This is a genomic window from Pseudoalteromonas rubra (assembly GCF_005887095.1).
Taxonomy (GTDB): Bacteria; Pseudomonadota; Gammaproteobacteria; order Enterobacterales; family Alteromonadaceae; genus Pseudoalteromonas; species Pseudoalteromonas rubra_E.
In genome coordinates, this window is record NZ_PNCI01000009.1 from 18,167 (window position 1) to 43,844 (window position 25,678).

Sequence of the window (25,678 nt, forward strand, 5' to 3'; positions counted from 1 at the left end):
ATAGGAATAACCGGCACATTTTTACTCTAGTCTGCAAAGGTAAAGTAAAATTGCCGTCAGACCATCGTCAGCTTTACATTGTGCCTGCACACTGAGTGTCGGTCAGTTGCAAGGGAAACGCAGTCAGGATATAACAAATTATAAACAAAAAAGATAAAGGTAAATCATGAAACAACATGCGAACGTGCCCCTCAACGACTTTATTGAATATCCACAAGAAGAAATGCTCAATCGTGCCACTGCATTTCTGGATGAAGCCAAGCGCCGTCATACCATCCGCAGTTTTAGCGACCGCCCGGTACCCAAAGAGATTATTGAAGCCTGCATCAAAACCGCAGGCTCAGCACCCAGCGGCGCCAACCACCAGCCGTGGCATTTTGTTGCTATCCACAGCCAGGACGTGAAGAAGCAGATCCGCGCCGCCGCTGAACAACAGGAGCAGGCTTTTTATGAGGGCCGCGCAGGTGAAGAGTGGCTCGATGCGTTAAAACCGCTGGGGACCGATGCAGACAAACCTTATCTGGAACATGCTCCCTGGTTAATCGCTATCTTCAGCCAGAAAAAAGGCGGTATCCACACGGAAGATAAAAATACCAACTACTATGTGCATGAGTCCGTTGGCATTGCCACCGGTTTTCTGATCCAGGCTTTGCATCATGCAGGTCTGGCGACACTAACCCACACCCCAAAACCTATGAGCTTTTTGACTGAAATCTGCCAACGGGATAAGGAAAATGAGCGTCCATATATGCTGTTAATTGCCGGTTATCCTGCTGAAGACGCCACCGTGCCGGAACATGCTCTGGTTAAAAAGCCGCTTGAGGAGATTGCGACTTTTCTGTAGCCACAGGTAATGCCGTCGGTGAACCCGTTACCAGGTGCTCACCGGCGAGCAAGCCACTGACCACTTCAACCTCATCACCATACTCATTACCCAGACGAATAAACCGGCTCTGAACCTGCCCGTTATGCAACACCTCAACTTTACTAAGCTGCCCATATTGTTGGACTAAAGATTTGGGGATCAGCACAGCCGGGCGAGAAGCTGCTGGAAGCTTCAGCATTGCATACATTCCCGGGATCACTCCCTGCATCCACTGCATATCCAGCTTAACCGTAAAACTTCTCGCCCCGCTATCAGCTACAGGCACCAGCTCACTGATGATGGCGTACCGGGTTGCCTCTGCAGCCGGTATACTGATTTGATGGCGGGCCCCCACGGTCAGCTCCGTGAGCAAGCGCTCCCTGACCGACACTTCAACCTGCAGTTGTGCAGGGTTATAGATTGAGACTAACGGTGACCCGGGATTGAGCATGGCACCGGGTTCTTGTAACCGTGCCACCAGCGTACCCGAGATTGGTGCCCTGACCTGAGTATAACTCAATGCCACCTCTGCGCCTTTGTACTGCTGCTGCAGCACCGACTCCCTGGCTGTCAGCTCATTGACCTGAGTTTGCCACTCATCGACCTGGTTATGCGCAACCAAGCCGTTGCGCTGCAAAGCCTGGGCACGCGCCAGCTGTTTTTGTGCCTGAGTCAGTTGTGCTAAATTGGCCTGCTGCTGCGCCTTGACCGCTCGCAGCTGTGCACGCAGATCGGCATCATCCAGAGTCGCAATCAATTGCCCCGCCTGAATTGTGTCTCCGGAGCGCACGGTCAAACTCTTGAGCTGGGCCAGTACCCGACTTGCAACCACCGTATTGTGTTTTGCTATCACACTGCCCGGGATTTCCTCAACATCGTGAATCAGCCGCTGCTCAACAACATAGGTGGCTAACTGAGAAGCAGGTGTCAGCGGCTTTTCTCCCGGCAGTGTGGTGCTATTAAACAGTCCGGCCATCCAGGCTACTGCGAGTAACAATAGCAATATGGCGGCAATCGGACGCAACAGGCGAATATTAAACATGAGTAGTCTCCAAACTGTCAGAAATTGGGGTCGGGTCAGCGGTTTCATCCGATGTTCTGAACACCAGATAATAAACGACAGGCACAACCAATAAAGAGAATAAGGTCGATGCGACAATGCCAAACACAATTGCCAGTGCCAGACCGCTGAATACCGGATCCAGAATGATCACCAGATTACCCAATAAAGTCGTTCCCGCAGTCAACAATACCGGTCGCATGCGTACACTACCCGCGCGGATCAGCGCCGCCTGCAGCGGCATACCTGCTTGTCTTGCCTGAGTGATAAACTCCACCAGGATCAGAGAGTTTCTGACCACAATTCCAGCCAATGCAATCATGCCAATCATGGCGGTGGCCGTGAACAGCACAGGATCCGGTGCACCTGCAATAGTGCGTTCACCAAATTGATTCAGTGCCCAGAAGCCCGGCATAATCCCTATCATGGTCAAAGGGATGGCCGACATAATGATCAGTGCCACTGCATTGGAAGCGGTCTGCCAGCGGAGGATCACAAAGATAGCCGCGAGCGCAAAAGCAAAGGCAATCCCCATATCACGGAAAACTCGCACGGTGATCCGCCATTCTCCCTCCCCACTGAAGCGATAACTTGTCCCCTCTGGCAGCTGCCATGGCTGTGCGCCGCCACTACTGAGAAATGTTCTTTGCTGCCAGGGAGTTGCCTGCTTGTCACTCTTTATGGGCATACTAACTTGCTGCTCATCGGCCACCACATCGGCAATCACCTCCGCAGGTGTACGGCCGTTCAACTCAGCAAAAACATAAATCACAGGTGCCAGGTCTTTTCGATAAATCGCAGGTTCAACCGCCAGAGTGTGAACTTCCCCTACTTCAGACAAAGCCACCATAGGCCGAGCCGCACGACTCAGACCAAGTCCCTGCTGCTCCTGAGTCACCTCACCGGAGCCGCGGATTTGGGTTGCAAGTAAAGCGGACCAGCGCTGACGATCCGCATAAGCCAGCTGCAAATTGATCGGCACAGGTTGAGCCTCGCGCGGCTGATACAATAACCCTGCCTGCATGCCTTTGCTGATCAGTGCCAGCGTTTGATTAATTTCAACGCTGCTCACACCGGAGAGCGCTGCTTTTTGCTTGTCTGCGACAAACCGTTGCAATGTGGCGGGCGCCGACAAAGACGTATCAACTTCCACAACATGCGCTTCCTGACGCAAACGTGTCATCAGCTGCAGCGCCGCTTCACGGTGCGTGTCTGCAGAGATAAAAGGCTCAGCATACACTTCTGCTGTCAGGGTGCTCATCACAGGCGGGCCCGGCGGTACCTCAACCACTTTGACTACCGTGCCAGCACGATTAAACTCAGCCAATGCGTCGCGCAGCCTCAGCACCACAGCATGGGACTGATGCACACGCTCGCTTTTGTCCAGCAATAACACCCTCAGCTCTGCCAGGTTGTCACTATGGCGACGGTAGTACCCGCGTACCATGCCATTGAAGTCCATACTCGAAGGCTGGCCCACATAGGCTGCAATGGCGTTCACCTCATTGATCTGCCAAACTCGCTGTTGTACTGCACGTGTCAGGCGCGCAGTGGCTTCCAGACTACTGCCCTCCGGTAAATCGATCAGTACCTGCACTTCGTTTTTGTTGTCGTAAGGTAAAAGCTTAAGGGGCACAGCCCGAAACACTGGCAGACTGGCACTCAGTACAAATAACGCCAGTACTGCCCATAACATCCCTTTAGCTCTGCGCGGCGAACGTAACAGTGGTGTAAGTAAGGCCGCATACCAATGATTGTCCTGACTCGGCACAGCCGATGGTTGAGTCGTCAGCAAGCGACTGGCAAGCCAGGGGGTGATAAAAAACGCCACCACCGTTGATATCATGACACTCACTGGCACGTTAAACGCCATCGGTGCCATATACGGCCCCATCATGCCGGTAATATAGGCCAGTGGCAGAAATGCCATCATGATAGTCAGCGTCGACATCAATAAGGCTGTGCGGATCTCCGTCATTGCCGTCATGATTTGCTGCTTTCGAGACTTGCCCGGCAGCAAAAGGCGGCTGATGTTATCAATACCAGTAATAGGGTCATCCACCAGCAGACCCAGTGAGAGGATCAACGCAAACAGCGTCACCCGATTGATGGTATAACCAAACGCCCAGCCCAGAGCCAGGGTGATCCCATAACACACTGGGATCGCCAGACCCACCACAATTGCGGGTCGCCAGCCGAGAAAAACGCCGACAAAGATGACCACGGTCAGCACCGCAAAAACCAGACTGGCCATCAGGTCATTCACCTTTTCATCCGCTGTCTGTCCATAGTCGCGTAGTACCTTGACCGCTACCTCAGGTGGCAGCAACTGGGCCTGTAAACGGCGCATCAGTCGGTGAACCTGTTCAGCTACTGCTACCGCATTACTACCCTTTTGTTTGGCGACACTAATGGTGACAAGAGGCAATGACTGGTGCTCATCGTTGAGCGCAAGCCACTGATAATGCTCAGGCTCGCCCGGACCGTCCTCAATACGAGCCACATCTTTCAGTTTGACAGTGCGCCCATTCACCACAGTGATCACTAATTCGCGTAAGGCGTCAGAGGTGCGCAGTACATCGCCAGCTTCCAGGACAATCTGTTTATTTCCGGCAACACGTTTACCGACTTGCTGTAGTTGATTACTGCTTTGAATGGCGTGTAACACATCCAAAGGCGTACTCTGGTGCGCCGCCAGGGCGGTTGCATCCAGCCATACGTTTAACGTCCGTTGTCGCCCTGCAACCACATTGACTTCGCTGGTATCGGGCAGCTGCTGTAACTGCGTTGATATTTCCTGTGCAAAACGGGTTAAGTCATAATCATCGTATTGCTCGGGTTTTTCACTGTACAAGCCCAACATCACAATCGGCACATCGTCCACCTCAATCGGCCGGATCTGCCAATCACTGACGACGGCAGCCATCTGATGCTCATTAGCATAAAGCTTTGTATAGGTATTCAGGATGGCCTGCTCTCGGCTTTCACCGACATGAAATCGTAATGTCACAACCGTATTGCCGCTGTTGGTCGTAGAATAGACATGCTCGACCCCGGGAATTTGCATTAACAGCTTCTCCAGCGGCGTGGTCACCAGGCGCACGACTTCAGGTGCTGCAATATTGGGCGCCGTCACGTGAATATCGAGCATCGGCACGACAATCTGAGGCTCTTCCTCCCGCGGCATGAATTGCAGCGCCAGTGCACCCAGTACTATGGCAAAAAAGAATAACAGGGCGGGCAAGCGGCCTGACAAACTTTGCTTCAGTATGCGCTCCGTCAAGCTGGCCTTGGTGCTCATGACAGGTCCTTATCTGCACAAAACAACTGGTAAAGTTGCGCCAGCAGCGCGAGAACTTTGTCATCCGCAATGCGATAATAGACGGTCGCTCCTTCTCGCCGCGATGCAACAACGCCGGCTTTTCTCATCGCAGCCAGGTGCTGAGACAAGGCGGACTGAGCCAGCGGGACCTGAGCATTTAGCTCACCCACACTGAGCTCTGTACTTTGCAAACTACATAAAATCATCAGGCGATTCCGATTGGCGAGCATTTTAAGTAAAGCCTCAGCCTGTGCAGCGCTGTCGGCCATAGCGTGTAGATCCATACTTCCTCCCACAATGTGTCTGGGATCAGTATAAAACAAAATATTAGAAGTTACTAATATTAGATCTTGCTAATATCCCATCTTGCAATATACTTGAATTCAGGAGGTAAAGAATATGAGACTTGAGGCCACCATCAGACTGATCGCGGGCAGTATGCTGATCCTGTCGTTTTTACTGACCTGGTTTATGGACCCACGCTGGGTGTGGTTTAGTGTGTTTATTGCATTGAACCTGATCCAATCCGCCTTTACAGGCTGGTTCCCTATGATGACATTACTTAAAAAACTTGGAATGGAGAATTAATCTATGCTGACATCCCCGCAGGACATATTAAAAACCGTTCGGCCCAACCAACGCTGTATCACAGCCGAGCAGGCCAAAGCAGAAATGGCGACCAACCAGGGTCTGCTGATTGACGTACGTGAACCTCAGGAGCATCAGGAAAAAGCCGCCTCAGGTGCGCTGAATATTCCCAGAGGCGTACTGGAATTTCAATTACCAGCGCTGGAAAAAGACCCCAGCAGGCCACTGTATCTGCACTGTGCTGCTGGCGGCCGGGCTGTGTTTGCCGCCGAACAGCTCACACGCATTGGCTATCAGAATGTCAGTGTGATCACTTGTAAAGCCGATGAGGTATGTCAGGTCTTCGCCTGACGTGCGGCGATATCGGCATCTGAGCGGGTGACGCTTTGATACAGCCAGACCATGCGGTCAAGAAACCAGGTTTTGCTCATAATCACACCCAAAGCCCCAACACTGGTGCTGATGGCTTCATGAAACCACAAGCCCACGGCACACACCAGTGTGCTCAGCGTCAGCAGCACCATAATCACTTTGATCACCTGATAATGCACTAAAGGTACCCGCTCGAGCTGATAAATCAGGATTTGCTCACCCAGGACAGCTTGTGACGCCCAGTTGTGCGTATCCCTGGGTTTGCTGAAACATCTGGGATTCAGCCAAACCCAAAGCAGCAATGCCACCAGTACAGGCCAAAAAGCGATGCCAAGCCAGTCTCGCCACCACAGACAGGCAATCATCAAAGGCAAACAGGAATAGCGACTCCAGACACTCCAGGGGTTAGCATGGCGTGCCCATACTTCTTCGCTCATGGCGAAATATTTAGCGGCAGTTCGTTGCATCATATCGACCTCTAAGATCAGTTTACTTATCAGCCAGTGTAGCCAGAGTCGGCGTTACCCTCTGTTTAAAAATGTCAACGACCGAGTACATTTTCTGACCCTTTGGCGCAACTCGTTAACAGCGTAAGCTCCCGCCTGACCTTACACTGAGCGTGGGTATTTCTGGGGAATCGATGGCGATAAGATCTATCATAGTGGCGATGATCCAGGCGTACTCACTCAGATCTATGGTGATTTACGTCACCAACGCGGTTTTGTATTGCTCACCAATGGGGATTCAGGCAACGAAGTCAGCGCACAGGCTTACGACGATATAGCGCAACTGGTTCTGCAATTTAGCAACAGCTTCACCGCGCACACCAGATCCACGCCTTAGAATGTATTGGTGTGCATGCGCCCCGTCTCTTCAGACAACAGCTGAGGCGGGATAGCAGGTAACTGATACGGTGCGACCAGCTTATCAAGGACTTTGTTTTTCGCCATCTGGCGCATGTGTTCGCTGAATTCACGACCGACATGGCTTTGTGAAAACTCGCGGCTCATTGCCATATGGCCATAGATCACCTGGGTATGACGGTAAGCCATCTTTCTCAGCTGATGGGCTGGTTGCGACAGAACATTCATTGCCAAGTCAGCAGTGTCCTCCACGGCAATCACCAAATCAACCCGCCCTTTAAGCACCAGATCAATGGCAACGCGCTCAGACGGTACTTCGACTTTATCAAGCCGTGTGTCTTTATCAAAACGCGGGAAGAAGGCAGCCCCACGCATTATCGCGATCCGTTTGCCAATCAGGTCTTCGTAACGCTCAACTTTTACCTGACTATGCTGATGCCCGTAAAAAACATAGGAGGAAGACAGCGCCATGTATGGCGGTGTCACAAACGACATCTGGCTCTCACGCGCCGGTGTTCTGACCAGGCCACCCATTACATCAACCTCTCCCTGGGCCAGCATGCGAATACAACGGGAAAAAGGACAGGGCACCGCCTTGACGGTTATGTCTTCGTCACTGTGGTGTTTAATATAATTGAGGATATCGAGGATCAGGCCTTTTGCATTCCCCTTTTCATCTAACGCGCTGTAAGGCGGTGCGTGATCGACCGCGACCAGAATTTGTTCATGGTCTGCAAAGGCCTGTTTTGTTGAATACAAGCTCAATACCAGCATGATTGCTAAAAAAAACTTCATTGCACTACCTACCTCTTGGGCAACTCAGCAACCTAACTCGTCTCCATGTCACAAATATGTCATAAAAAGATAAAATCTTAATCGTAAAGATAACACAAGGTTCCGCGGCTTACTCTGGTTTTTTGTGATTTATTTCGTTTTGATGACTTGAGATAACCTGGTAGGGTCGCAATGAAAAATAGGGCATCACCGTAAGTACATGATCAAGCAAGTCGGCTTGCAAATGTTCATATGGTACCCAGCGTTTATCCTGACTAAAGCAGTATAACTCTACAGGCAAACCATACTGCGTTGGGGCCAACTCTCGCACCATACACAAACATTCCGGATTCACTTGTGGATGCGTTTTCAGATAAGCTTCGGCATAGCGGCGAAACAAAGACACATTACTCCAACGCTGCTCAGTACTATGCTGCACAATCTCTGCCACCTCAGGCAACTCTTGGCTCAGCGCGCTCAGCTCATCCGGACTCAGTAAGTGGATAGAATCAAAATCAATATAGATAGCTCGCTTTATCCGGCGTCCGTTGGATTCCTGCATGGCCCGCCAGTTTTTAAATGAGTCAGAAATGATTTTATAGGTAGGAATGGTGGTTACTGTGTTATCCCAGTTGCGCACGCGCACGGTATTGAGACCGACTTCGATCACCTCACCGTCGGCACCAAATGCATCAACCTGGATCCAGTCTCCGGTTGCCAGCAGGCGGTTAGCCGCAATCTGAATACTGGCCACTAACCCCAAAATGGTATCTTTAAACACCAATAAGGTCACGGCAGCGATGGCACCAAACCCGGACAAGATATAGGTTGGCGACTTATCTATCGCCAGGCTGATCACTAAAATGGCACAGACAATAAAGATCAGCAGTTTGCTGACCTGCACTAAGCTCTGAATAGGGACACTTTTGGCAAATGGTTGCTGGTTGTAAATCGCGTTCACTATATTTACTAAGCTGCTCAGCAAGAAGCCTATACTGATCACCAGCAAAACCTGAGAGACCACGCCCAGCACGTTAAATAACCACAGCGGCGCAATAAACAGCGCTTCTTTGAACGCGATAAACATCAGCGTACACATCATCAACGAGAAACGTCCGCTGAATTTACTCAGATAGGGGGCAAGAAAACCGATTTTAGACGTTGAGTTCTCACTTAAAAAGTGCTGAATACGCGGCAGTAGCCACTGACGGATCAACCAAAAGACCAACAGCAAGATCACCAACGCAAGCACATTGGTGCCCAATATCAGCAAACCTGAATAAGAGGTTGAGCCGACCCAGGGAGCCAGCACTTCACTGAGGTGCGTTACCTTCATGCCTGCTTCACCTCATCGCCACACACAGTGTCCTGACTCTGTGGTTGCTCCCAATAAGCGGTCAGTTGCGCATCTTTGTCGAGCCACAGCTGATTCAGGTAAGCCTGAAATGCCACCCGGTATTGCTTGTCTGTCTGGTAGTTGCCCAGTGGCACACTGGCCATCGACAATAGTCGGATACGCACATCGATGCGCTGCAATTTGCCACACATAAAGCTGCGGCAGATATGCTGATCCGGGCTCTGATAAATCACCGTAGCATCAAGCATGCCGTCGAGTTGCTGTGCTAATACTTCTAACGCGAAAGCCACTCCACCCGCTTTAGGCTTGAGCAAATAATGAAACTCTCCCCCCTGACGCTGGTGCTTTTGTGCGGTAAAACGAGTCCCTTCAACAAAATTAATCACAGTCGTAGGATGCTGTCGAAAATGACGACAACTGTGCCGGGTGCGCTCGACATCCATCCCTTTGAGCTTAGGATTTTTAGCGATTTTCGCCTTGCTTGCACGCTTCATAAAGGGCATACCCAGCGCCCACGCACCGGTGCCGATCAGCGGCACATATTTGAGTTCATCTTTAAGAAAAAATTTAGGTGCCGGTAATCGGTCTAGTGCGCTAAGCACCACAATGTCTAACCAGCTGATATGATTGGCCACCAGCATATACCAGGCCTGCTCGCTCATTTGCTCAGGCAAGTCCAGCACGACCTCAGCACAACCAAGCTGAAGCCCCAGACGATTGCCCCGGCACCAGCCTTTGTACGCCCAGTGCAGTATGTCTGACACACCGCGCAGTGGCAAAATACACTTTACCAATCCCAATGCAAACACGACAACGCCCCACAACAGGGTGTTAGCCAGCAGTATCATAGTAGCCAGTGCTCCTGCTAGCCAGGCTGGTAAAAACCTTTTCAACATACCACCTCCATCACCTCAATAACTCAGGACTGTTGCGACTTTTCATGCTGTTCGGCAGACACGACATCCCGGCTGTGATCCGCTGCCAACACCTCTAGTTGCTGATCTTTTTGCCCCCACAGACGGTTTAGCTCGCTTTGAAAGCGCACCCTGAATTCATTGTCATTACTGTAGTCACCAATCAAATCCTGACTGACTGGCATCAACTCTATCTGCACGCTAACCTCGTCAACACGGCCAGCTACAAAGTCCATAAAACTGGGAATACCACCAGGATAGTGGATGGTCACATTCACCACCTGATTGATCTGCTCTCCCATTGCCTGCATCACAAATGCGATACCACCTGCTTTTGGTTTGAGCAGGTGCTTAAAAGGGCTATTCTGGCGCTGATGCTTTTGCTCTGTGAAACGCGTCCCTTCGACGAAGTTGACGATACTCACCGGCATGGTTTTGAACTTTTCACATGCATTACGCGTGGTTTCAACGTCTTTACCACGGAGCTTAGGGTTTTTCTTCAGCTGACTTTTGCTGGTCCGTTTCATAAACGGAAAATCAAGCGCCCACCAGGCAAGCCCAAGTACAGGCACGTAAAGCAGTTCTTTTTTCAGAAAAAAATTCAGAAAAGGAATTTTACGGTGCAATACCCGCTGTAAGATCAATATGTCTACCCAGCTCTGATGGTTGGCAATAACCAGGTACCAGTCTTTCGCTTTCACTGTCTCTGGCATTGACACATTGAGTTGAAATGGCGAAACAACCGATTGGTTGAGATTATTACCTGCAACCCACAAACTGGCACACCCTTTGGCAATGCGACTGGCGACTTTTTGCAAAGGCGCAATTGGTAAGAGTTTGATCACCCCCAATAAAAAAATAGGGATAAACCAGACCAATGTATTAATAGCGTATAACAGTAACCCCAGCACCTGACGGATTAACGACATGCAATGTTCCTTTACTACGACTGACGATGGTGTGAGTGATTGCACACTCAGACCATATATTTAGACAAACAAGCTGGCCCTATTACATCATACCGGGGCCTCGGCTGCCAAGGTTCGTGGGGCAGCCGGTGCTTACTTACGAATGGACGGGAACTTAGTCTTCAAAATAGGTATAGCCACTGAGCCCGGCGTGTAGCTGTGCCAGATAGTCGGCTTTAGTTGCCTCATCAACCGCCAGTGCAGAGATTTGCGTGGTAAAATTCTCTGCCAGTACGGCTTTGTCATAGTGTACAAACCTCAGTACATCTTCAACGCTGTCGCCTTTTATGGCATTGCTCAGCTCGTAGCCTGACTGAGTGAGTTCCACATGAACCGAGTCAGTATCGCCAAACAGGTTGTGCAAGTCGCCGAGGATTTCCTGATATGCCCCCACCATAAACATTGCAATATGGTACTGCTCACCCGGCTGATAAGGCGGAATAGGCAAGCTGGATTCAATCCCTGCCCCTTCTACGTACTCCCGGATCTGGCCGTCTGAATCACAAGTGATATCCTGGATCACCGCACGCTGAGTGAGCGGCTGATCCAAAGCCGCAATGGGCATCACCGGGAACAGCTGCTGGATCCCCCAGACATCCGGTAAGGACTGGAACAATGAGAAGTTTACAAACAGCTTATCCGCCAGCTTTTCATTAAGCTCATCGAGCACCTCGCGGTGCGAGCGCGAATGAATATTCAGGCATTCTTTGACTCTTTGTAAGATAGTGAAATACAACTGCTCAATTTGTGCCCATTGCTGCATGCCAATCAGGCCATGAACATATTGATCATGACCATCACCAAACAGGTGCATGGCATCATGGTACGTTTCTATGGCCAGCCTGGGAGTCAACCTTTGCAGTGATAACCATAGCTCCTGCTGGATATGGTGCGCAGATTGGGTTGGCGCACTGGGATTGGTCTGATAAGGTGCTTTTTCCACGTCAATTACGTCAGTGATCAGCACCGCGTGGTGTGCCGTCAGTGCCCGGCCGGATTCGGTAATGATATCCGGATGACGCAACCCGTGCTGCTCTGCCACTTCGGCAAAAGCCCCAACAACATTGCGGGCATATTCAGCCACGGTATAGTTCATTGAGCAGGCACTGCGAGACCCGGACCCTTCGTAATCCACCCCCAGGCCGCCACCCACATCGACTGTTTTTAATGGTACGCCCAGCTGAGACAGCTCGGCATAATGGCGAGCACACTCACGCAACGCGCGCTGAATATCGCGAATATTGGCTATCTGCGAGCCAATGTGGAAGTGTACCAGTTGCATTAAGTGCAGTTTGCCTTGCGCTTTGAGCTTGTCTAACGCACTGAGCACCTGACTGGCCGTCAGACCAAACTTCCCTTTTTCTCCGCCTGTGTTCTGCCATTTTCCTTTACCGATGGAATTGAGACGTATACGAATGCCAATGGCCGGCTCAATGCCCAAAATCGAGATCTCCTTGAGCAAAGTATCCAGCTCAGAGAGCTTTTCAATCACGATCTGCACTTTGTGGCCCATCGCCTGGCCGATCATCGCCAGGCGCAGGAACTCGCTGTCTTTGTAGCCATTGCAAACAATGGTGATGGGATCTTTGGCAATGCCCAGTATCGCCATGAGTTCGGGTTTAGACCCGGCTTCAAGACCAACCAGGCCGCTCGGATGTGCCAGTAACTTACTGACGACGGAGCGTTGCTGATTCACCTTGATAGGATAAACACAAGTGTATTGCCCCTGATAAGATTTGGCTGCAGTTGCCTGTGAAAAAGCCTGTGTCATGGTTTCAACGCGGCTATTGAGAATATCGGTAAATCGTACCAACACGGGCAAAGTCAGGCCTTGCTCTTTGAAGCGCTCGGTTAACTCAACCAGTGAAATAGCCGGTTTTGCGCGATCGCCATCGGGATAGGCAACCAGCTCCCCCTGCTCATTGATGTCAAAATATCCTTCGCTCCAGTGAGTGACGTTATAAGTAGCACGTGCGGTTTGCAAACCCCAGGTCATGGCAATCTCTATTAACTAGCTTTACAGACTGCATATTTTAATACTTAAGGCCAAGATGTGACAATCTTTTGCCAGACCAAGCGACAAAACAGGCCCGTCATTTTGGCGAGCTTTGCTGGCCGAGCAACTTTCTCGCCTTACTTTGTTCCTAACCGAGTCGTCGTTTATGCGCTAAAATAGATTGAGCTGGGGCGAAAGCGCTGGCAAAATCTCTGAAAATTACATCTGCATGAAGGCAACAATGTCAAATTTAGAAGCAAACCGCTGGTTTACTGAGATCAGCGACCGTGATGGCAGCGCGTTCTCATTGCGCGTCAACCGTAAACTGGACGAGATCCAGTCACCATTTCAAAATGTTGAAATGTACGAGACCACAGATTTTGGTAATCTGATGATCATCGACGGCTGTACTATGGTCAGCACTCGGGAAAACTTTTTCTATCATGAGATGATGAGCCACCCGGCTTTATTTTCTCATCCGGCCCCCAAGAATGTGGTGATCATCGGTGGTGGTGACTGCGGTACGCTACGTGAAGTACTCAAGCACCCGAACGTAGAAACCGTGACTCAAATCGACATTGACGAAGTCGTTACGCAAATGTCATTAAAGTATTTCCCTGAGCTGTGCGCCTCTAACGATGACCCTCGTGCCACCGTGATGTTTGATGACGGCATCAAATATATGCACAACGCAGCGCCAGAATCCGTTGATGTGGTTATTGTCGATGGTACCGATCCGGTCGGACCTGGCGAGGGCCTGTTTAACCATGCATTTTATACCAGCTGCCTGAAAGCACTGCGTCCGGGCGGTATTTTGGTTCAGCAAAGCGAGTCTCCACTGATGCACATGACCTTACTAAAAGAAATGCGCCAGGCCATGCTGGATGTTGGCTTTGTTGATCTGCAAACCCTGCCATTCCCGCAACCCATCTACCCAAGTGGTCTGTGGTCAGCAACGCTGGCACGTAAAGGCGAGATGTTTAACGGCTTCCGCGAACAGGATGCCGAACAAGCTGGCTTTGACACTGAATATTACAATACCGGAATACACAAAGGCGCCCTGGCAACCCCTGGATTTATGCGCCGCGCTTTTGAAAGCAAAGATTAATACCTGCTCACTGGCAGCGTTTGTCCAGACATAAAAAACCCGGCATCTGCCGGGTTGTTTGTTTTTTGCCTGTCAGTTATTCCTGATGGTACTGACGGCTGAATTCATGTACGGCGTTAATAAACACGCCTGCATTCTCAGGGTCTACATCTGGAGTAATACCATGACCCAGATTGAACACATGTCCTGATCCCTGACCATAGCCAGACAGGATATGCTGTACCTCTTCACGAATACGCTCTGGTGTACCGTGCAACATAGACGGGTCCATATTGCCTTGCAGTGCGACTTTGTCACCCACGCGGCGTCTGGCATCGGCGATGTCGATTGTCCAGTCCAGGCCAACCGCATCACAGCCCGTTGCCGCAATGGCTTCAATCCACTGGCCGCCATTTTTGGTGAACAAAGTGACCGGTACTTTACGACCATCGTTTTCACGGATCAGACCATCTACGATCTTGTGCATGTATTGTAGCGAGAATTCTTTGTAGTCGCGTGGGCTTAGCACCCCACCCCATGAGTCAAAGATCATCAGAGACTGGGCACCAGCTTTGACCTGTGCATTCAGGTAGTCAATGACGGAATCCGCGACTTTATCGAGTAGCAGGTGCAAGGTCTTAGGCTCGGCAAAGGCCATTTTCTTGATCTTACCAAAGGTCTTGCTGCTGCCGCCCTCAATCATATAGGTCGCCAGTGTCCACGGAGAACCAGAGAACCCGATTAACGGCACTTCGCCTTTAAGTTCACGACGGATAGTGCTCACGGCATTCATCACATAGCCCAACTCATCGGTTGGATCCAGTTTAGGCAGCTTTTGCACATCGCTCAGCGAGCTGATTGGGCGTTCGAATTTAGGCCCTTCCCCTGTTTCAAAGTACAGACCCAGTCCCATCGCATCCGGGATGGTCAGGATATCGCTGAATAAGATCGCCGCATCAAGCGGGTAACGACGCAATGGCTGCAGGGTAACTTCACACGCCAGTTCCGCGTTTTTACACAGACTCATAAAGTCTCCGGCTTGCGCACGGGTCGCTCGGTATTCAGGAAGATAGCGACCAGCCTGACGCATCATCCAAACGGGCGTAACATCTACGGGTTGTTTCATCAACGCGCGCAGGTAACGATCATTTTTCAACTCGCTCATAGCGTAATTTCATTCCAATGCTGTAAAAATTGCTCAGATTGTATCATTAACTTGAATACGTCACTATTGAAACAGCATGCAAATTCCCGTCAGTATGATCTGGATTAACAGAACTCAGAGAGAGCGGTCACTTTTCACCCAACATGCGTAAAATTAAAACCCTTTTACTTCAACAAATTACAAACCAGACTTAAAACACTCGATTAAACTGTTTGCAACAAGGGTAAAAGCTTGCTATAAATTTGCTGCGCTAAGAAGAATAAAAACACCTTTAAAACCAATAATAATAAAGCTCTATTGCTAAACTGCATTGATAGCCGCTCAGGAATACCACCTGAGGCGGCTTTTTTGTTTAACTTTTTTCAAACATATCGTCAGTCACCCTACCCAATACTTAACTGTTTGACCTGTAAACAAGAGTTATTACCGAACCTACATCAGAAACACTTCCTGTAAATTGCTCACTTGGTAAAAAAATAGGTTGACCTTTGCATCAGTTTTCCTTTTTATAGAGGTCAGATAAACAATTTCGGCATAACCGGTTTTCGGTGTTTACTATCAAGTTTTGACCCCATTTTGGGTCAATCTGTGCCGATGTTTTTGGCAAGCCACGGGCAGATAATGACCCGCTAAGGAGATAACTATGCTGTCACGCTTAGAACAAGCCCAACAAAGGTGGGGAGGTAGCCATAGCGTTATCGACAACTGGTTAGCTGAGCGACAGGAGCTTTTGCTGCTGTATTGTAAAGTCGCAGGACTGTCACCTTTCGAACAGGATGACCACGCCCTGCCTGACCAGCTACAGATCCAGACTTTTTGTCAGATCCTGATGGATTACCTGTCAGCCGGGCACTTCGAAATTTATGATAACCTGGTCGCAGCCTGCAAAGAGAAAGGCCCGCAAAGCCTGAAGCTGGCGCAGTCGCTGTATCCCAGGATCACAGATACCACCGATCTGGCACTGGACTTCAATGACAAGTATGCAGAAATGCAGCCAGACAATCTGATGTCAGACTTTGATAAGGATCTCTCAGAACTGGGAGAAGCTCTGGAATTGCGCTTTGCACTCGAAGATGAGTTGATTGATAACCTCTACGCCAACCACAGTGAAGATTGATCACACAGAGTGACACTTTAAAGTAGCAAAACAGACAATAAAAAAGGACCTAACCGGTCCTTTTTTATTGTCTGTGTTATCAGCCCCACCGATAGACGAGGCTGGAACAACACAACATATTACTCTGAGTCGTGTGCGTGACCGTGGTCTTTCTCTTCCTGGATTTCAAGTAGCTCTACTTCGAATACCAGTGTTGAGTTAGCAGGGATTTTACCCAGATTACGTTCGCCGTAGCCCAGCTCTGAAGGGATAGTGAACTTATACTTAGAACCAACTGCCATCAGCTGCAGACCTTCAGTCCAGCCAGCGATAACCTGGTTCAGAGGGAAAGTTGCAGGCTGGTTGCGTGAGTAAGAGCTGTCAAATTCAGAACCGTCCAGTAAAGTGCCTTTGTAGTGAACTTTAACGATGTCAGTGGCAACTGGCTTTTTGCCTTCGCCTTCGCTCAGTACTTCATACTGAAGACCTGATTCGGTTACAGTCACACCGTCTTTCTTAGCATTGGCTGCCAGGTACTCAGCACCTTCCACTTTGTTCTTCTCAGCATCGGCTTGAGCTTTTGCAGTTTGCTTTTCGCGTACAGATGAATCCAGTGCAGTCAGCACTTCACGAATTTTCGCTTCGTCCAGCTTTGCATTGCCATCCAGCGCATCTTTGAAACCACGCATGATCAAAGCCTGGTCTAACTCAATACCCAGCTCTTTTTTGTCTGCCATGTCTTTTTGCAGGAAGTTACCAACCGATGCGCCAATACCATAAGCCTGTTGCTGAACTTCTGTTTCCAGCTTCACTTCTTCAGCTTTGGCAGCTTTTTCTTCTGCCTTTTGATTACAAGCGGTCAGTGCCAAAACCGAGGCAGCCACTAAAGATAACTTAATTGTGTGTTTCATGTTTTCTCTCCGACAAACCCAGGCTCAGAGTGCGACTATCACTATCCTGGTTGGGTGTCTTTGTTAAAATTATTGTTAAAATTATATTAATCTTAAAAAGGGTGGATGCCACATTAACATCCGCAGCGCATAAAGCCAAATTTCTCTAATTTGACAGAAAATTCATTTCGTGAGCGGCGACATTCATGTACCGATAGGCTAATATCAGGTGAACGGCCTCTGCAAATTACCCACTAGTCTACTCGGTGCAAATCATGGAGTTAAGAGGAAATACCGAATTTATGCCCAAAAATTTACGGCACAATACAAAATATGCCTTATTACTCATCACTTCATCGCTATCTGGCTGCTCAGGGGACAGCTCTGACGCCCTGTTAACCGTCGAACATGCCGCCCGAGGTGCATTCGCCGCCGCTATTTCACACGACGGGCGTTACAGTTTAGTGTCATCCATCGAACATGGGGTGGTTTTATGGGACAACACCACACATGGACTGAAGTATCAGTGGTCCCAGTCTCAACAGGCCGATGAACTGGTTCACTCACTGGCCATTGCCCACGATAATTCCAGCGCCGTCACAGCAGCCAATGATCGCTTTGCCATCTGGCGTTTATCTGACGGCCAGAATATTGGCTATTACCAGATAGAACAAGGCACCATCAGAGACATCGCAATCAGCAACGAAGGTCGCTATGTCCTGTACGGACGCAGCGACAACGTCGTCGTACATCTCGACTTAGATAGCGGCAGACGCATAGAGTTCCTTGGTCACCAAGAAAAAATTAATAGTATTGCGTTGTCGCCCAATGGCCACTTCGCATTAAGCGGCGCCAACGATTACAGTGCTTACTTTTGGGATACCCGTACCGGGCAGGTGATCCACCGTTTTAACCACCCCAGCCGGGTCACTAAAGTCGCGCTGGATCCCGAGGGACGTTATGCCTTTACCGCAGACAGTATGAAAAAGGCCAGTATCTGGCAGCTCACTTCGGGTGAAATCAAAGCGCAATTACAGTATATTGCGCGGCAAAAGATATTCAGTGCCGTACGCTTTAATCAGGATGGGCGGTTAATTGCAACAGGCTCACCAAACCGACAACTCACCCTGTGGCAGGTTGAAGACGGTGAAAAACTCGCTACCTGGCGCGTAAAACCTAGGCAGGGGAGCCGCCCCAAGTCTGCCGTTGTCTTTGATGTCGCATTTACAGGAGACGATGCAACCCTGCTGACAGAAAGTTCCAGCGGCCTGTTAGAACAATTTGCAAGAGAGTAACCATGACAGAACTCGAAAATCGCGTTAATGAGCTGGAAGCCAAAGTGGCGTTTCAGGACGATACCATAGAGACTTTAAACAATGAGCTGAGTGCGCATCAGGTACGCCTTGCCAAAATGCAGCGCCAGATTGAATTACTGGCTGAAAAGATTAAAGAAGGTAAAGACTCGGGTATGATGCCGCAGCATCAGGAGCCGCCTCCGCCACACTATTGATAGGGTTACGGAGCCGTTCTGGCTCCGATTATTCAGGTCTGAACACACCAATAACCTGTTCAAACTGGCGCGTTGAAGCCTGAACAGCCTCTTTCGGTTGCGTCATGATATGACCACACTTCACACATTCAACCTTTTCCACGTCATGCTCTTTGTACAACATCATGACGTCAGCTTCATGACATTCAGGGCAGGATGCTCCTGCAATAAAGCGCTTTTTCTTTCTCACCTTTAGTTACCTCAGGTTTGTGGTTCAGTTTACAACTCACAGCATGGGCACTGCGCCCTCTCCGTGTATTTTATCCTATATTACTCACTGTTGATACGCTTGGAGTGTCTTCGGGGATCCGTGTTATGATGAGCGCATTATCAAACAGTGATGTAACGGTATGATCCAGCTTTCGACTATTGAACTTATGCGCGGTGGTAAAACACTGCTGAAAAATGCCAGTGCCACCTTATTCCCACAACACAAAGTGGGTTTGGTCGGGGCCAATGGCTGTGGCAAGTCCTCCCTATTTGCTTTGCTCAAATCAGAATTACACCTGGATGCGGGCGAGTTGCAAATCCCGAAAGACTGGTCCATTGCATCTGTAAAACAGGAAACCCCGGCACTGGCTGTCAGTGCACTGGAATACGTGCTGCAGGGTCATCCGGAATACTATGCCCTGCGCAGTGCGCTACACAGTGCCGAAGCATCCGGCGATGGTGCCGAACAGGCACGCCTGCATCAGCAGATAGAAGTGGTTGGCGGCTATGGTATTGAAGCCAAAGCGGGAGAGCTACTGCATGGCTTAGGGTTTAGCAATGCACAACTCAGCGATGCCGTGAGCGCGTTTTCCGGGGGCTGGCGAATGCGTTTGAACCTCGCTCAGGCACTGATCCGCGATGCCGATCTGTTACTGCTGGATGAGCCAACCAACCACCTTGATCTCGATGCTGTATACTGGCTGGAGCGTTTCTTAAAAGCCTACCAGGGCACGTTAGTGCTGATCTCACACGACCGCGAATTCCTCGATGCCGTGGTCGATCAGATCTGGCATGTCGACCAGCAACAGCTCAATGTGTATAAAGGCCACTACTCGCAGTTTGAGCGCCAAAAGGCCGAGCGCATGGCGCAGCAACAGGCGTTATACGAAAAACAACAAGCTACCATCGCTCACCTGGAGCAGTTTATTACCCGTTTCAAAGCCAAAGCGAGTAAAGCCAAACAAGCACAGAGCCGGGTTAAAGCGCTGGAACGGATGGAAAAACTGGCCCCCGCTCATGCCGACTCGCCGTTCAGTTTTGAGTTTAGCAACCCGGACAATATGCCTAACCCGCTGATGACACTGGATCAGGCTCAGGCCGGATATGGTGATGTGACTATCTTACACAAGATCAAACTCAACCTGGTGCCTGGCAGCCGCATTGCCCTGCTCGGCCGTAACGGTGCCGGTAAGTCAACGCTGATAAAACTGCTTGCAGGTGAGTTGTTACCACAGGCAGGCGAAGTCTTTCAGCATCAGGGACTGAAAATTGGCTACTTCGCCCAGCACCAGCTGGAGTCGTTGGATCTTTCTGCCAGTGCGGTAACCCACTTACAACGTCTTGATCCTCAGGCCAGCGAGCAATCACTGCGCGATTTTCTGGGAGGATTTGCGTTTAATGGCGACAAAGCGCTGGAGCCGGTCAAGCCATTTTCCGGTGGTGAAAAAGCGCGCCTGGTGCTGGCCATGCTGGTCTATCAGAAACCTAACCTGTTATTGCTGGATGAGCCAACCAACCACCTGGATCTGGAGATGCGCCATGCACTGGTCATGGCACTGCAAGGCTTTGAGGGTGCTATGGTCACCGTCTCGCACGACCGCCACATGCTTAAACACACCGCGGACGAATATTACCTGGTTGACCAGGGCGAGGTAAGTGCATTTGGCTATGACCTGGATGCCTATTACCAGTGGCTGCTCAACGCCAATAAAGAAGCGGTGCGCAAAGACAGCAGTGAAGACAAAGCCCACTCGAGTGTGAACCGTAAAGAGCAGAAACGCCTGGAAGCCGAGTTCCGCAAGGCCGTTCAACCGCTGAAGAAGTCGATAGATAAGCTCGAAAAAGAACTGGATAAGCTCAGCGCTGCACTAGGTGAGGTGGAAACAGCACTGGCCGATAATGACCTGTACTCAGAACAAAACAAGGGCAGACTCAGTGAGCTGCTGGCTCAACAGGCTAAGCTGACACCCGAGCTGAACGACACAGAGGAAGCCCTGTTGCTGGCACTTGAAGAGCTGGAAGAGAAACAGGCTCACTTCGAGCAAAGTGGCGAAATATGCTAGATGCCGAAGATTTCTGGACCTATGCCTGCACGCACTATGCCCGTGCAGGTATGCAGGACGCACTACTCACGCTACAAGAGGCCGAACACAAAAATGTGAACCTGATTTTGTTGCTGATGTACCTCGACGAACTCGGTATCACGCTCACAACTGAGCAATTTGAGGAACTGCACACGAAGTGTGAAGCATTTGACCACCGCGTTTTACATCCGCAACGTAAAGTACGCGCCATACTGAAGCAACAGCATAAGCACTATAAGGCTTATGCTGAGCTGCGTCAGCACATGCTCAAAGCAGAGCTGGCCCAGGAGAAGCTGCAACAGTCTCTGCTTATCGACTATCTCAATCAACACCCTCTGCAGCAAAACCCGTCAACGGACAATCTAAATCACTACCTGACACCCGAGCAACAAGCCTGCATCCCTGCAAAAACATGATCGGGATCAAGCAATTTACCAAGTCCCGCATGGGCACTGGTGAAACTTGATCTTGATCATATCTGCCTTATGAGTGCTCGACTAAGATTACCTCATCGACAAATCAGGAGGCACAGACATGAACGTATTCTTCAGAGACTTTTTTACTGACCCAGTGTTATTTCTCTCTTTCGGCATCTTGGGCGTGGTAATCGTACTGTGTTGTTTCTACGTCTACTACTTCATCAAGAAAGTGCAAGAAGCAGAAGTACCTGAGTAACAGTCGACACTCTTTTATGTTATTCGAAACATGTTGTTAAAACGTTAAGCAATTAGTTCCCGTTCTAGAATTAAGCACGACGCACAAAGCACCTTATCAGCCCTGCTGGTCGGGTGCTTTTTATTATACCAATTTCACTTAATACCTGCTTCGAACATTTTTTGGGTTATTTCCCCCAGTTTGATACACTGATCCCATTTCAGGCTCATCATACCAGTCTATTCATTGACATCAGACCAGACGATTTTTCTTCTGATTACGTGCATGAGCCTCACTGTCGCAGAGGTATTTACAGGAAATACGAACCACATGTTAAAGCCGTCAGAGTTATCCTTTCAACCCGCCTGGTGGATGCGCAACCGTCACCTGCAAACCATTTTGCCCCGCATGTTCAGGCCAACCCTGAAAGCCGATGTGCGCTATGAGCATCTCGACACACCCGATGATGACTTTTTAGAACTGGCCTGGGCCAATGAAGGGGATCAACACGCCCCACTGGTTGTCGTGCTACATGGACTGGAAGGCAATATCAATAGTTTCTATGCCAAGGGGCTACTCCGCGCCCTGACCGCCACCGGGCTGGATGCCGTGTTGATGCATTTTCGCAATTGCTCGCGTCAGGTAAATCGTCAGCCCCGGGCCTACCACAGCGGTGAAACCGGTGACCTGGCATTTTTGCTCCGCACTTTGAAGCAACGTTTTGCAGATCGCCCTATATACGCCGTGGGATTCTCACTCGGTGGTAATGTACTGGCCAAGTACCTGGGTGAACAAGGTCGTAATAGCCTGCTCGATGGTGCTGCCGTGATCTCTGCGCCCTATCATTTGTCCTCCTCGTGCCAGGTGATCCGAAAAAGCTGTTTTAAACTGTACCAAAAGTACTTACTTGATCGTATGAAACGATCTTTCTCGCGCAAGTTCGATCAAATCGAGCACGCACTCCAGATCGGCCGGGATGAGATACAACAGATCCGCGATCTGTGGCAGTTTGATGAGCGGATCACGGCACCATTGCATGGATTTAAAGGTGCTGAAGATTACTACGCCAAGGCCAGTGCTCAACCCTATCTAAAACAGATAGCCACACCAACTTTGCTGATCCATGCACAAGATGATCCCATGCTGTCGAGCCGTGCAGTGCCCACTCAGGATCAGATCAGTGATCAGGTTACCCTGGCGGTGTCTCAGCGTGGTGGTCATGTCGGCTTTATTGCAGGTCGTAATCCTTTCAAGCCGGTTTTCTGGCTTGAACAGATTGTACCGGCTTATTTGCATTCATTACTCACTCATCGAGTTTAAGAAATTTATGATCATTCCATACCAACAACTGGACCCAACCACACTAAACAACCTGATTGAACATTATGTGCTGCGTGAAGGCACCGACTATGGTGACAGTGAAGTCAGTACAGAACGCAAAGTCGAGCAGGTCCACACTCAGCTCAAATCGGGTGAAGCCTTGCTGGTGTATTCCGAGCTACACGAGTCCGTGAATATTGTCTCAAAAGCTCAGTTTCACGCTATGCAGACACAGGAATACGACTACGAATAAATGCGGTCAGCCTCGCTGGCTGACCGACAGAATGAATTGTAGATAAGCGCCAACTTGCTACAATCGACACACACTACAAAGAATAATAAGGTCAATCCATGAAGTTACCCGCTACACTCTGCGCACTGGCTTTAAGCCTGTCGAACGCCTATGCCAATGATATTCAGGTGTCTGAACGCGCCAGACACATCGCGAAGCAAAATATTCTGATCGATACTCACATCGATGTGCCCTATCGTATTCTGGAGCACTGGGAAGATGTGACTAAAGCCACCAAAAGCGGCGACTTCGACTACCCTCGCGCTGTGCAAGGTGGCTTGAATGCGCCATTTATGTCGATTTATATTCCCGCTAACCTGGAGTTTGAAGGCAAAGGCAAGAGTTACCAGCTGGCTAACCAGTTGATCGATGGGATGGAAGCGTTGGCACAACGAGCACCAGATAAGTTTGCCATGGCCTACAACACCAAAGACATCTATCGCCATTTCCGCGAAAAGAAGATCTCTGTTGCTATGGGCATGGAGAATGGCTCGCCTATCGAAGGCGATATGGCCAACCTGAAGCATTTCTTCGACCGTGGCGTGCGCTACATCACACTGGCCCATTCGCAAAGCAACCATATTTCCGACTCGTCATACGATATTCGCCGTAAATGGAAAGGCCTGAGCCCATTTGGTAAAGAGCTGGTCGTTGAGATGAATAAGATTGGCATGCTGATCGACGTTTCCCATATCTCAGATGCTGCGTTTTATCAGGTGATGGAGCTGTCTAAAGTGCCTGTGATTGCCTCACACTCATCCTTGCGTAAATACACCCCGGGTTTTGAGCGTAATATGGATGACAAAATGCTAAAAGCCCTGAAAAAGAATGGCGGTGTGATTCAAATTAACTTTGGTTCCAGCTTTGTGACCAGCAGCTCACGCGCTTGGTACGACCAACGTAATGAGGCAGAAGCACAGGCAACCAGTCAGGGTAAGAGTAAAACCGATTTCAGAGCAGCGTATCGTGCGAAAAACCCCTTCCCTTACGCCACCCTAGAGCAAGTACTGGATCATATTGACCACGTGGTTAAGCTGATCGGTATCGACCATGTGGGCATTGGCTCTGATTATGACGGTGTGGGTGATTCTCTGCCTATCGGATTAAAAGATGTTTCAACTTACCCTAACCTGGTACAGGGTCTGTTAGACCGTAACTACACCGAAGGACAGATCAAGAAAATTCTGGGCGGCAACACCCTGCGCGTCTGGCGTCAGGCTGAAGAATACGCCAAACAGTTTTAATACCCAGTGAGAAGTGGTCACGCCACTTCTCCTTCTCCCCCCAAACTCTTTTAGTCACTTTGCCTCAATTACACTCACAGCTCTTCCATATCCTTAATTAATCAAATAGACTTAATTTGAACAAAAAACGTTCACATATTGGCGAGAGCCTTCAAAAAATAGATAAGGAAATATCCATGAAACTGAAAATCAATAAGAAAAAGCTTAAATCACTGACACAGGATAACAAAGTTCAGCTTGAGCAAACTCCTCAGGTAGCCGGCGCTGGCTTTGGCACAATGACGGGCACCACAAGACCTGGCTCTACATGTCAGGATACATCACGCTGTGCATCGCGCCAGAACTTATCACACTGTTGTAATATCACCGCTCAGGCCAGCTGTAATGTTGGTCATAGCTGTCTGTGCTAATTGAGTGATAAGTGCCTTATTCGTGTGTGCAGCACACGAGTAAGGCCTACCAGTCATTCCCGCTAAGGCCGTTGAAAAACCAAGCTCATGATTACTCTCCCCTATCGCATTCGATAACGATCAAAGACACTCAGAAAAAAAACATTAAATTGAAAGTACAAAGTAACTGTGAGACTAGACGCAGAAGCGCTGAGGCAAATGTAATAAAACTAAAAAAACGTGTTGATGATTGGAGCAATGAGAAAACGAAAACGGAGAAAAACGAAAATGACAAGTTAAGTTAAATAATGATTGAACAGTGAAAGAGAGCTTAGATATGAAAAACGCACCGACGACCTTCGGCGTTACCACTCATAGAGTGTTTTCGGGAGACCTTGATTTATGAAGAGTGAACCGACGACCTTCGGCGTTACCACATAAGGAAGTGGTTGCGGGAGCCGGATTTGAACCGACGACCTTCGGGTTATGAGCCCGACGAGCTACCAGGCTGCTCCATCCCGCGCCTGTATATTCAGTGTTTTACTTCTACTGAAAGAAGCTGATAGCCAGATTTGAACCGACGACCTTCGGCGATTTTGGAATTAACGAGCCCGACGAA

At 49.6% G+C, this 25,678-nt stretch carries 26 protein-coding genes and 1 tRNA gene; 14 read left to right on the forward strand and 13 right to left on the reverse strand.

What is annotated here, in order from left to right:
* Positions 1-166: 166 nt before the first annotated feature.
* A complete protein-coding gene (locus tag CWB99_RS05155; protein ID WP_138549626.1) occupies positions 167-844 on the forward strand; it encodes a nitroreductase family protein in 678 nt (225 codons plus the stop codon).
* Here the strand turns inward: CWB99_RS05155 and CWB99_RS05160 are convergent.
* Genes CWB99_RS05160 through CWB99_RS05170 form a run of 3 tightly spaced genes read right to left on the reverse strand, consistent with a single transcriptional unit; the run spans position 807 to position 5,531 of the window.
* Entirely contained in the window at positions 807-1,907 is a 1,101-nt protein-coding gene (locus tag CWB99_RS05160) for an efflux RND transporter periplasmic adaptor subunit (RefSeq protein WP_138549627.1), read from the reverse strand. The two genes, CWB99_RS05155 and CWB99_RS05160, sit on opposite strands and share 38 nt — an antisense overlap.
* Positions 1,900-5,226: an efflux RND transporter permease subunit gene (locus CWB99_RS05165; RefSeq protein WP_138549628.1), complete on the reverse strand. Its 3,327-nt coding sequence runs from the start codon at positions 5,224-5,226 to the stop codon at positions 1,900-1,902. Before CWB99_RS05165 ends, CWB99_RS05160 begins: the two co-directional genes overlap by 8 nt.
* Complete coding sequence (locus CWB99_RS05170) at positions 5,223-5,531, reverse strand: ArsR/SmtB family transcription factor (protein WP_138549629.1); 309 nt, start codon at positions 5,529-5,531, stop codon at positions 5,223-5,225. Before CWB99_RS05170 ends, CWB99_RS05165 begins: the two co-directional genes overlap by 4 nt.
* Before the next feature lie 115 nt (positions 5,532-5,646).
* Between CWB99_RS05170 and CWB99_RS05175 the strand changes: the two genes are divergently transcribed.
* Both CWB99_RS05175 and CWB99_RS05180 read left to right on the forward strand, forming a co-directional pair.
* Positions 5,647-5,835, forward strand: a complete 189-nt coding sequence (locus tag CWB99_RS05175; RefSeq protein WP_138549630.1) for a YgaP family membrane protein — start codon at positions 5,647-5,649, stop codon at positions 5,833-5,835.
* A 3-nt stretch (positions 5,836-5,838) separates the two neighbouring features.
* A complete protein-coding gene (locus tag CWB99_RS05180; protein ID WP_138549631.1) occupies positions 5,839-6,186 on the forward strand; it encodes a rhodanese-like domain-containing protein in 348 nt (115 codons plus the stop codon).
* On the opposite strand, the gene CWB99_RS05185 is transcribed toward CWB99_RS05180, so the two are convergent.
* The 6 genes from CWB99_RS05185 to speA form a co-directional block, all read right to left on the reverse strand.
* Positions 6,171-6,677, reverse strand: coding sequence for a DUF6653 family protein (locus CWB99_RS05185; RefSeq protein WP_138549632.1), 507 nt, complete (start codon positions 6,675-6,677; stop codon positions 6,171-6,173). The genes CWB99_RS05180 and CWB99_RS05185 overlap by 16 nt on opposite strands.
* 369 nt (positions 6,678-7,046) lie before the next feature.
* Positions 7,047-7,865 carry a substrate-binding periplasmic protein gene (locus CWB99_RS05190; RefSeq protein ID WP_138549633.1) on the reverse strand — a complete coding sequence of 273 codons (819 nt, stop codon included), beginning with the start codon at positions 7,863-7,865 and terminating at the stop codon, positions 7,047-7,049.
* 109 nt (positions 7,866-7,974) lie between these two features.
* The gene (locus CWB99_RS05195; RefSeq protein ID WP_138549634.1) at positions 7,975-9,180 is read right to left on the reverse strand and encodes a mechanosensitive ion channel family protein; all 1,206 of its coding nucleotides are present in this window, start codon (positions 9,178-9,180) and stop codon (positions 7,975-7,977) included.
* On the reverse strand, positions 9,177-10,097 hold the full coding sequence (locus tag CWB99_RS05200) for an acetyltransferase (protein ID WP_138549635.1): 921 nt from the start codon (positions 10,095-10,097) through the stop codon (positions 9,177-9,179). Before CWB99_RS05200 ends, CWB99_RS05195 begins: the two co-directional genes overlap by 4 nt.
* A 23-nt stretch (positions 10,098-10,120) precedes the next feature.
* Positions 10,121-11,044 (reverse strand): acyltransferase, encoded by a 924-nt coding sequence (locus CWB99_RS05205; RefSeq protein ID WP_138549636.1) that lies wholly within the window; start codon positions 11,042-11,044, stop codon positions 10,121-10,123.
* A gap of 154 nt (positions 11,045-11,198) precedes the next feature.
* The gene (gene speA / locus CWB99_RS05210) at positions 11,199-13,079 is read right to left on the reverse strand and encodes a biosynthetic arginine decarboxylase (RefSeq protein ID WP_138549637.1); all 1,881 of its coding nucleotides are present in this window, start codon (positions 13,077-13,079) and stop codon (positions 11,199-11,201) included.
* A gap of 241 nt (positions 13,080-13,320) precedes the next feature.
* Here speA and speE point away from each other — a divergent pair, with 241 nt between their 5' ends.
* A complete protein-coding gene (speE, locus tag CWB99_RS05215; RefSeq protein WP_138549638.1) occupies positions 13,321-14,187 on the forward strand; it encodes a polyamine aminopropyltransferase in 867 nt (288 codons plus the stop codon).
* Between the two features lie 76 nt (positions 14,188-14,263).
* Here the strand turns inward: speE and hemE are convergent, their stop codons facing one another.
* Positions 14,264-15,331 carry a uroporphyrinogen decarboxylase gene (gene hemE / locus CWB99_RS05220; protein WP_046006930.1) on the reverse strand — a complete coding sequence of 356 codons (1,068 nt, stop codon included), beginning with the start codon at positions 15,329-15,331 and terminating at the stop codon, positions 14,264-14,266.
* Positions 15,332-15,974: 643 nt separating this feature from the next.
* Here hemE and rsd point away from each other — a divergent pair.
* Entirely contained in the window at positions 15,975-16,448 is a 474-nt protein-coding gene (gene rsd, locus CWB99_RS05225; protein WP_138546565.1) for a sigma D regulator, read from the forward strand.
* 119 nt (positions 16,449-16,567) lie between these two features.
* On the opposite strand, the gene fkpA is transcribed toward rsd, so the two are convergent.
* Positions 16,568-17,338, reverse strand: a complete 771-nt coding sequence (fkpA, locus tag CWB99_RS05230) for an FKBP-type peptidyl-prolyl cis-trans isomerase (RefSeq protein WP_138549639.1) — start codon at positions 17,336-17,338, stop codon at positions 16,568-16,570.
* Between the two features lie 281 nt (positions 17,339-17,619).
* Here fkpA and CWB99_RS05235 point away from each other — a divergent pair, with 281 nt between their 5' ends.
* Both CWB99_RS05235 and CWB99_RS05240 read left to right on the forward strand, forming a co-directional pair.
* Positions 17,620-18,612, forward strand: coding sequence for a WD40 repeat domain-containing protein (locus CWB99_RS05235; RefSeq protein WP_138549640.1), 993 nt, complete (start codon positions 17,620-17,622; stop codon positions 18,610-18,612).
* Positions 18,613-18,614: 2 nt separating this feature from the next.
* Positions 18,615-18,827, forward strand: coding sequence for a SlyX family protein (locus CWB99_RS05240; protein ID WP_054017639.1), 213 nt, complete (start codon positions 18,615-18,617; stop codon positions 18,825-18,827).
* 28 nt (positions 18,828-18,855) lie between these two features.
* On the opposite strand, the gene CWB99_RS05245 is transcribed toward CWB99_RS05240, so the two are convergent.
* Positions 18,856-19,056 carry a YheV family putative zinc ribbon protein gene (locus tag CWB99_RS05245; protein ID WP_010386993.1) on the reverse strand — a complete coding sequence of 67 codons (201 nt, stop codon included), beginning with the start codon at positions 19,054-19,056 and terminating at the stop codon, positions 18,856-18,858.
* A gap of 160 nt (positions 19,057-19,216) precedes the next feature.
* On the opposite strand from CWB99_RS05245, the gene CWB99_RS05250 reads away from it, so the two are divergent.
* The 7 genes from CWB99_RS05250 (at position 19,217) to CWB99_RS05280 (ending at position 25,080) form a co-directional block, all read left to right on the forward strand.
* Positions 19,217-21,139 carry an ATP-binding cassette domain-containing protein gene (locus CWB99_RS05250; protein ID WP_138549641.1) on the forward strand — a complete coding sequence of 641 codons (1,923 nt, stop codon included), beginning with the start codon at positions 19,217-19,219 and terminating at the stop codon, positions 21,137-21,139.
* Complete coding sequence (locus CWB99_RS05255; protein WP_138549642.1) at positions 21,133-21,576, forward strand: TIGR02444 family protein; 444 nt, start codon at positions 21,133-21,135, stop codon at positions 21,574-21,576. The genes CWB99_RS05250 and CWB99_RS05255 overlap by 7 nt, the downstream gene beginning before the upstream one ends.
* Positions 21,577-21,694: 118 nt before the next feature.
* Positions 21,695-21,835, forward strand: a complete 141-nt coding sequence (locus CWB99_RS24550; RefSeq protein ID WP_010386996.1) for a DUF3149 domain-containing protein — start codon at positions 21,695-21,697, stop codon at positions 21,833-21,835.
* 309 nt (positions 21,836-22,144) lie between these two features.
* Positions 22,145-23,134 carry a hydrolase gene (locus CWB99_RS05265; protein WP_138549643.1) on the forward strand — a complete coding sequence of 330 codons (990 nt, stop codon included), beginning with the start codon at positions 22,145-22,147 and terminating at the stop codon, positions 23,132-23,134.
* Positions 23,135-23,141: 7 nt separating this feature from the next.
* A complete protein-coding gene (locus tag CWB99_RS05270) occupies positions 23,142-23,387 on the forward strand; it encodes a YheU family protein (protein ID WP_138549644.1) in 246 nt (81 codons plus the stop codon).
* 98 nt (positions 23,388-23,485) lie between these two features.
* Positions 23,486-24,670, forward strand: coding sequence for a dipeptidase (locus CWB99_RS05275; RefSeq protein WP_138549645.1), 1,185 nt, complete (start codon positions 23,486-23,488; stop codon positions 24,668-24,670).
* 176 nt (positions 24,671-24,846) lie between these two features.
* A complete protein-coding gene (locus CWB99_RS05280) occupies positions 24,847-25,080 on the forward strand; it encodes a hypothetical protein (RefSeq protein WP_138549646.1) in 234 nt (77 codons plus the stop codon).
* Positions 25,081-25,505: 425 nt separating this feature from the next.
* Here CWB99_RS05280 and CWB99_RS05285 read toward each other — a convergent pair.
* Positions 25,506-25,582, reverse strand: a tRNA-Met gene (locus tag CWB99_RS05285).
* Positions 25,583-25,678 lie beyond the last annotated feature (96 nt).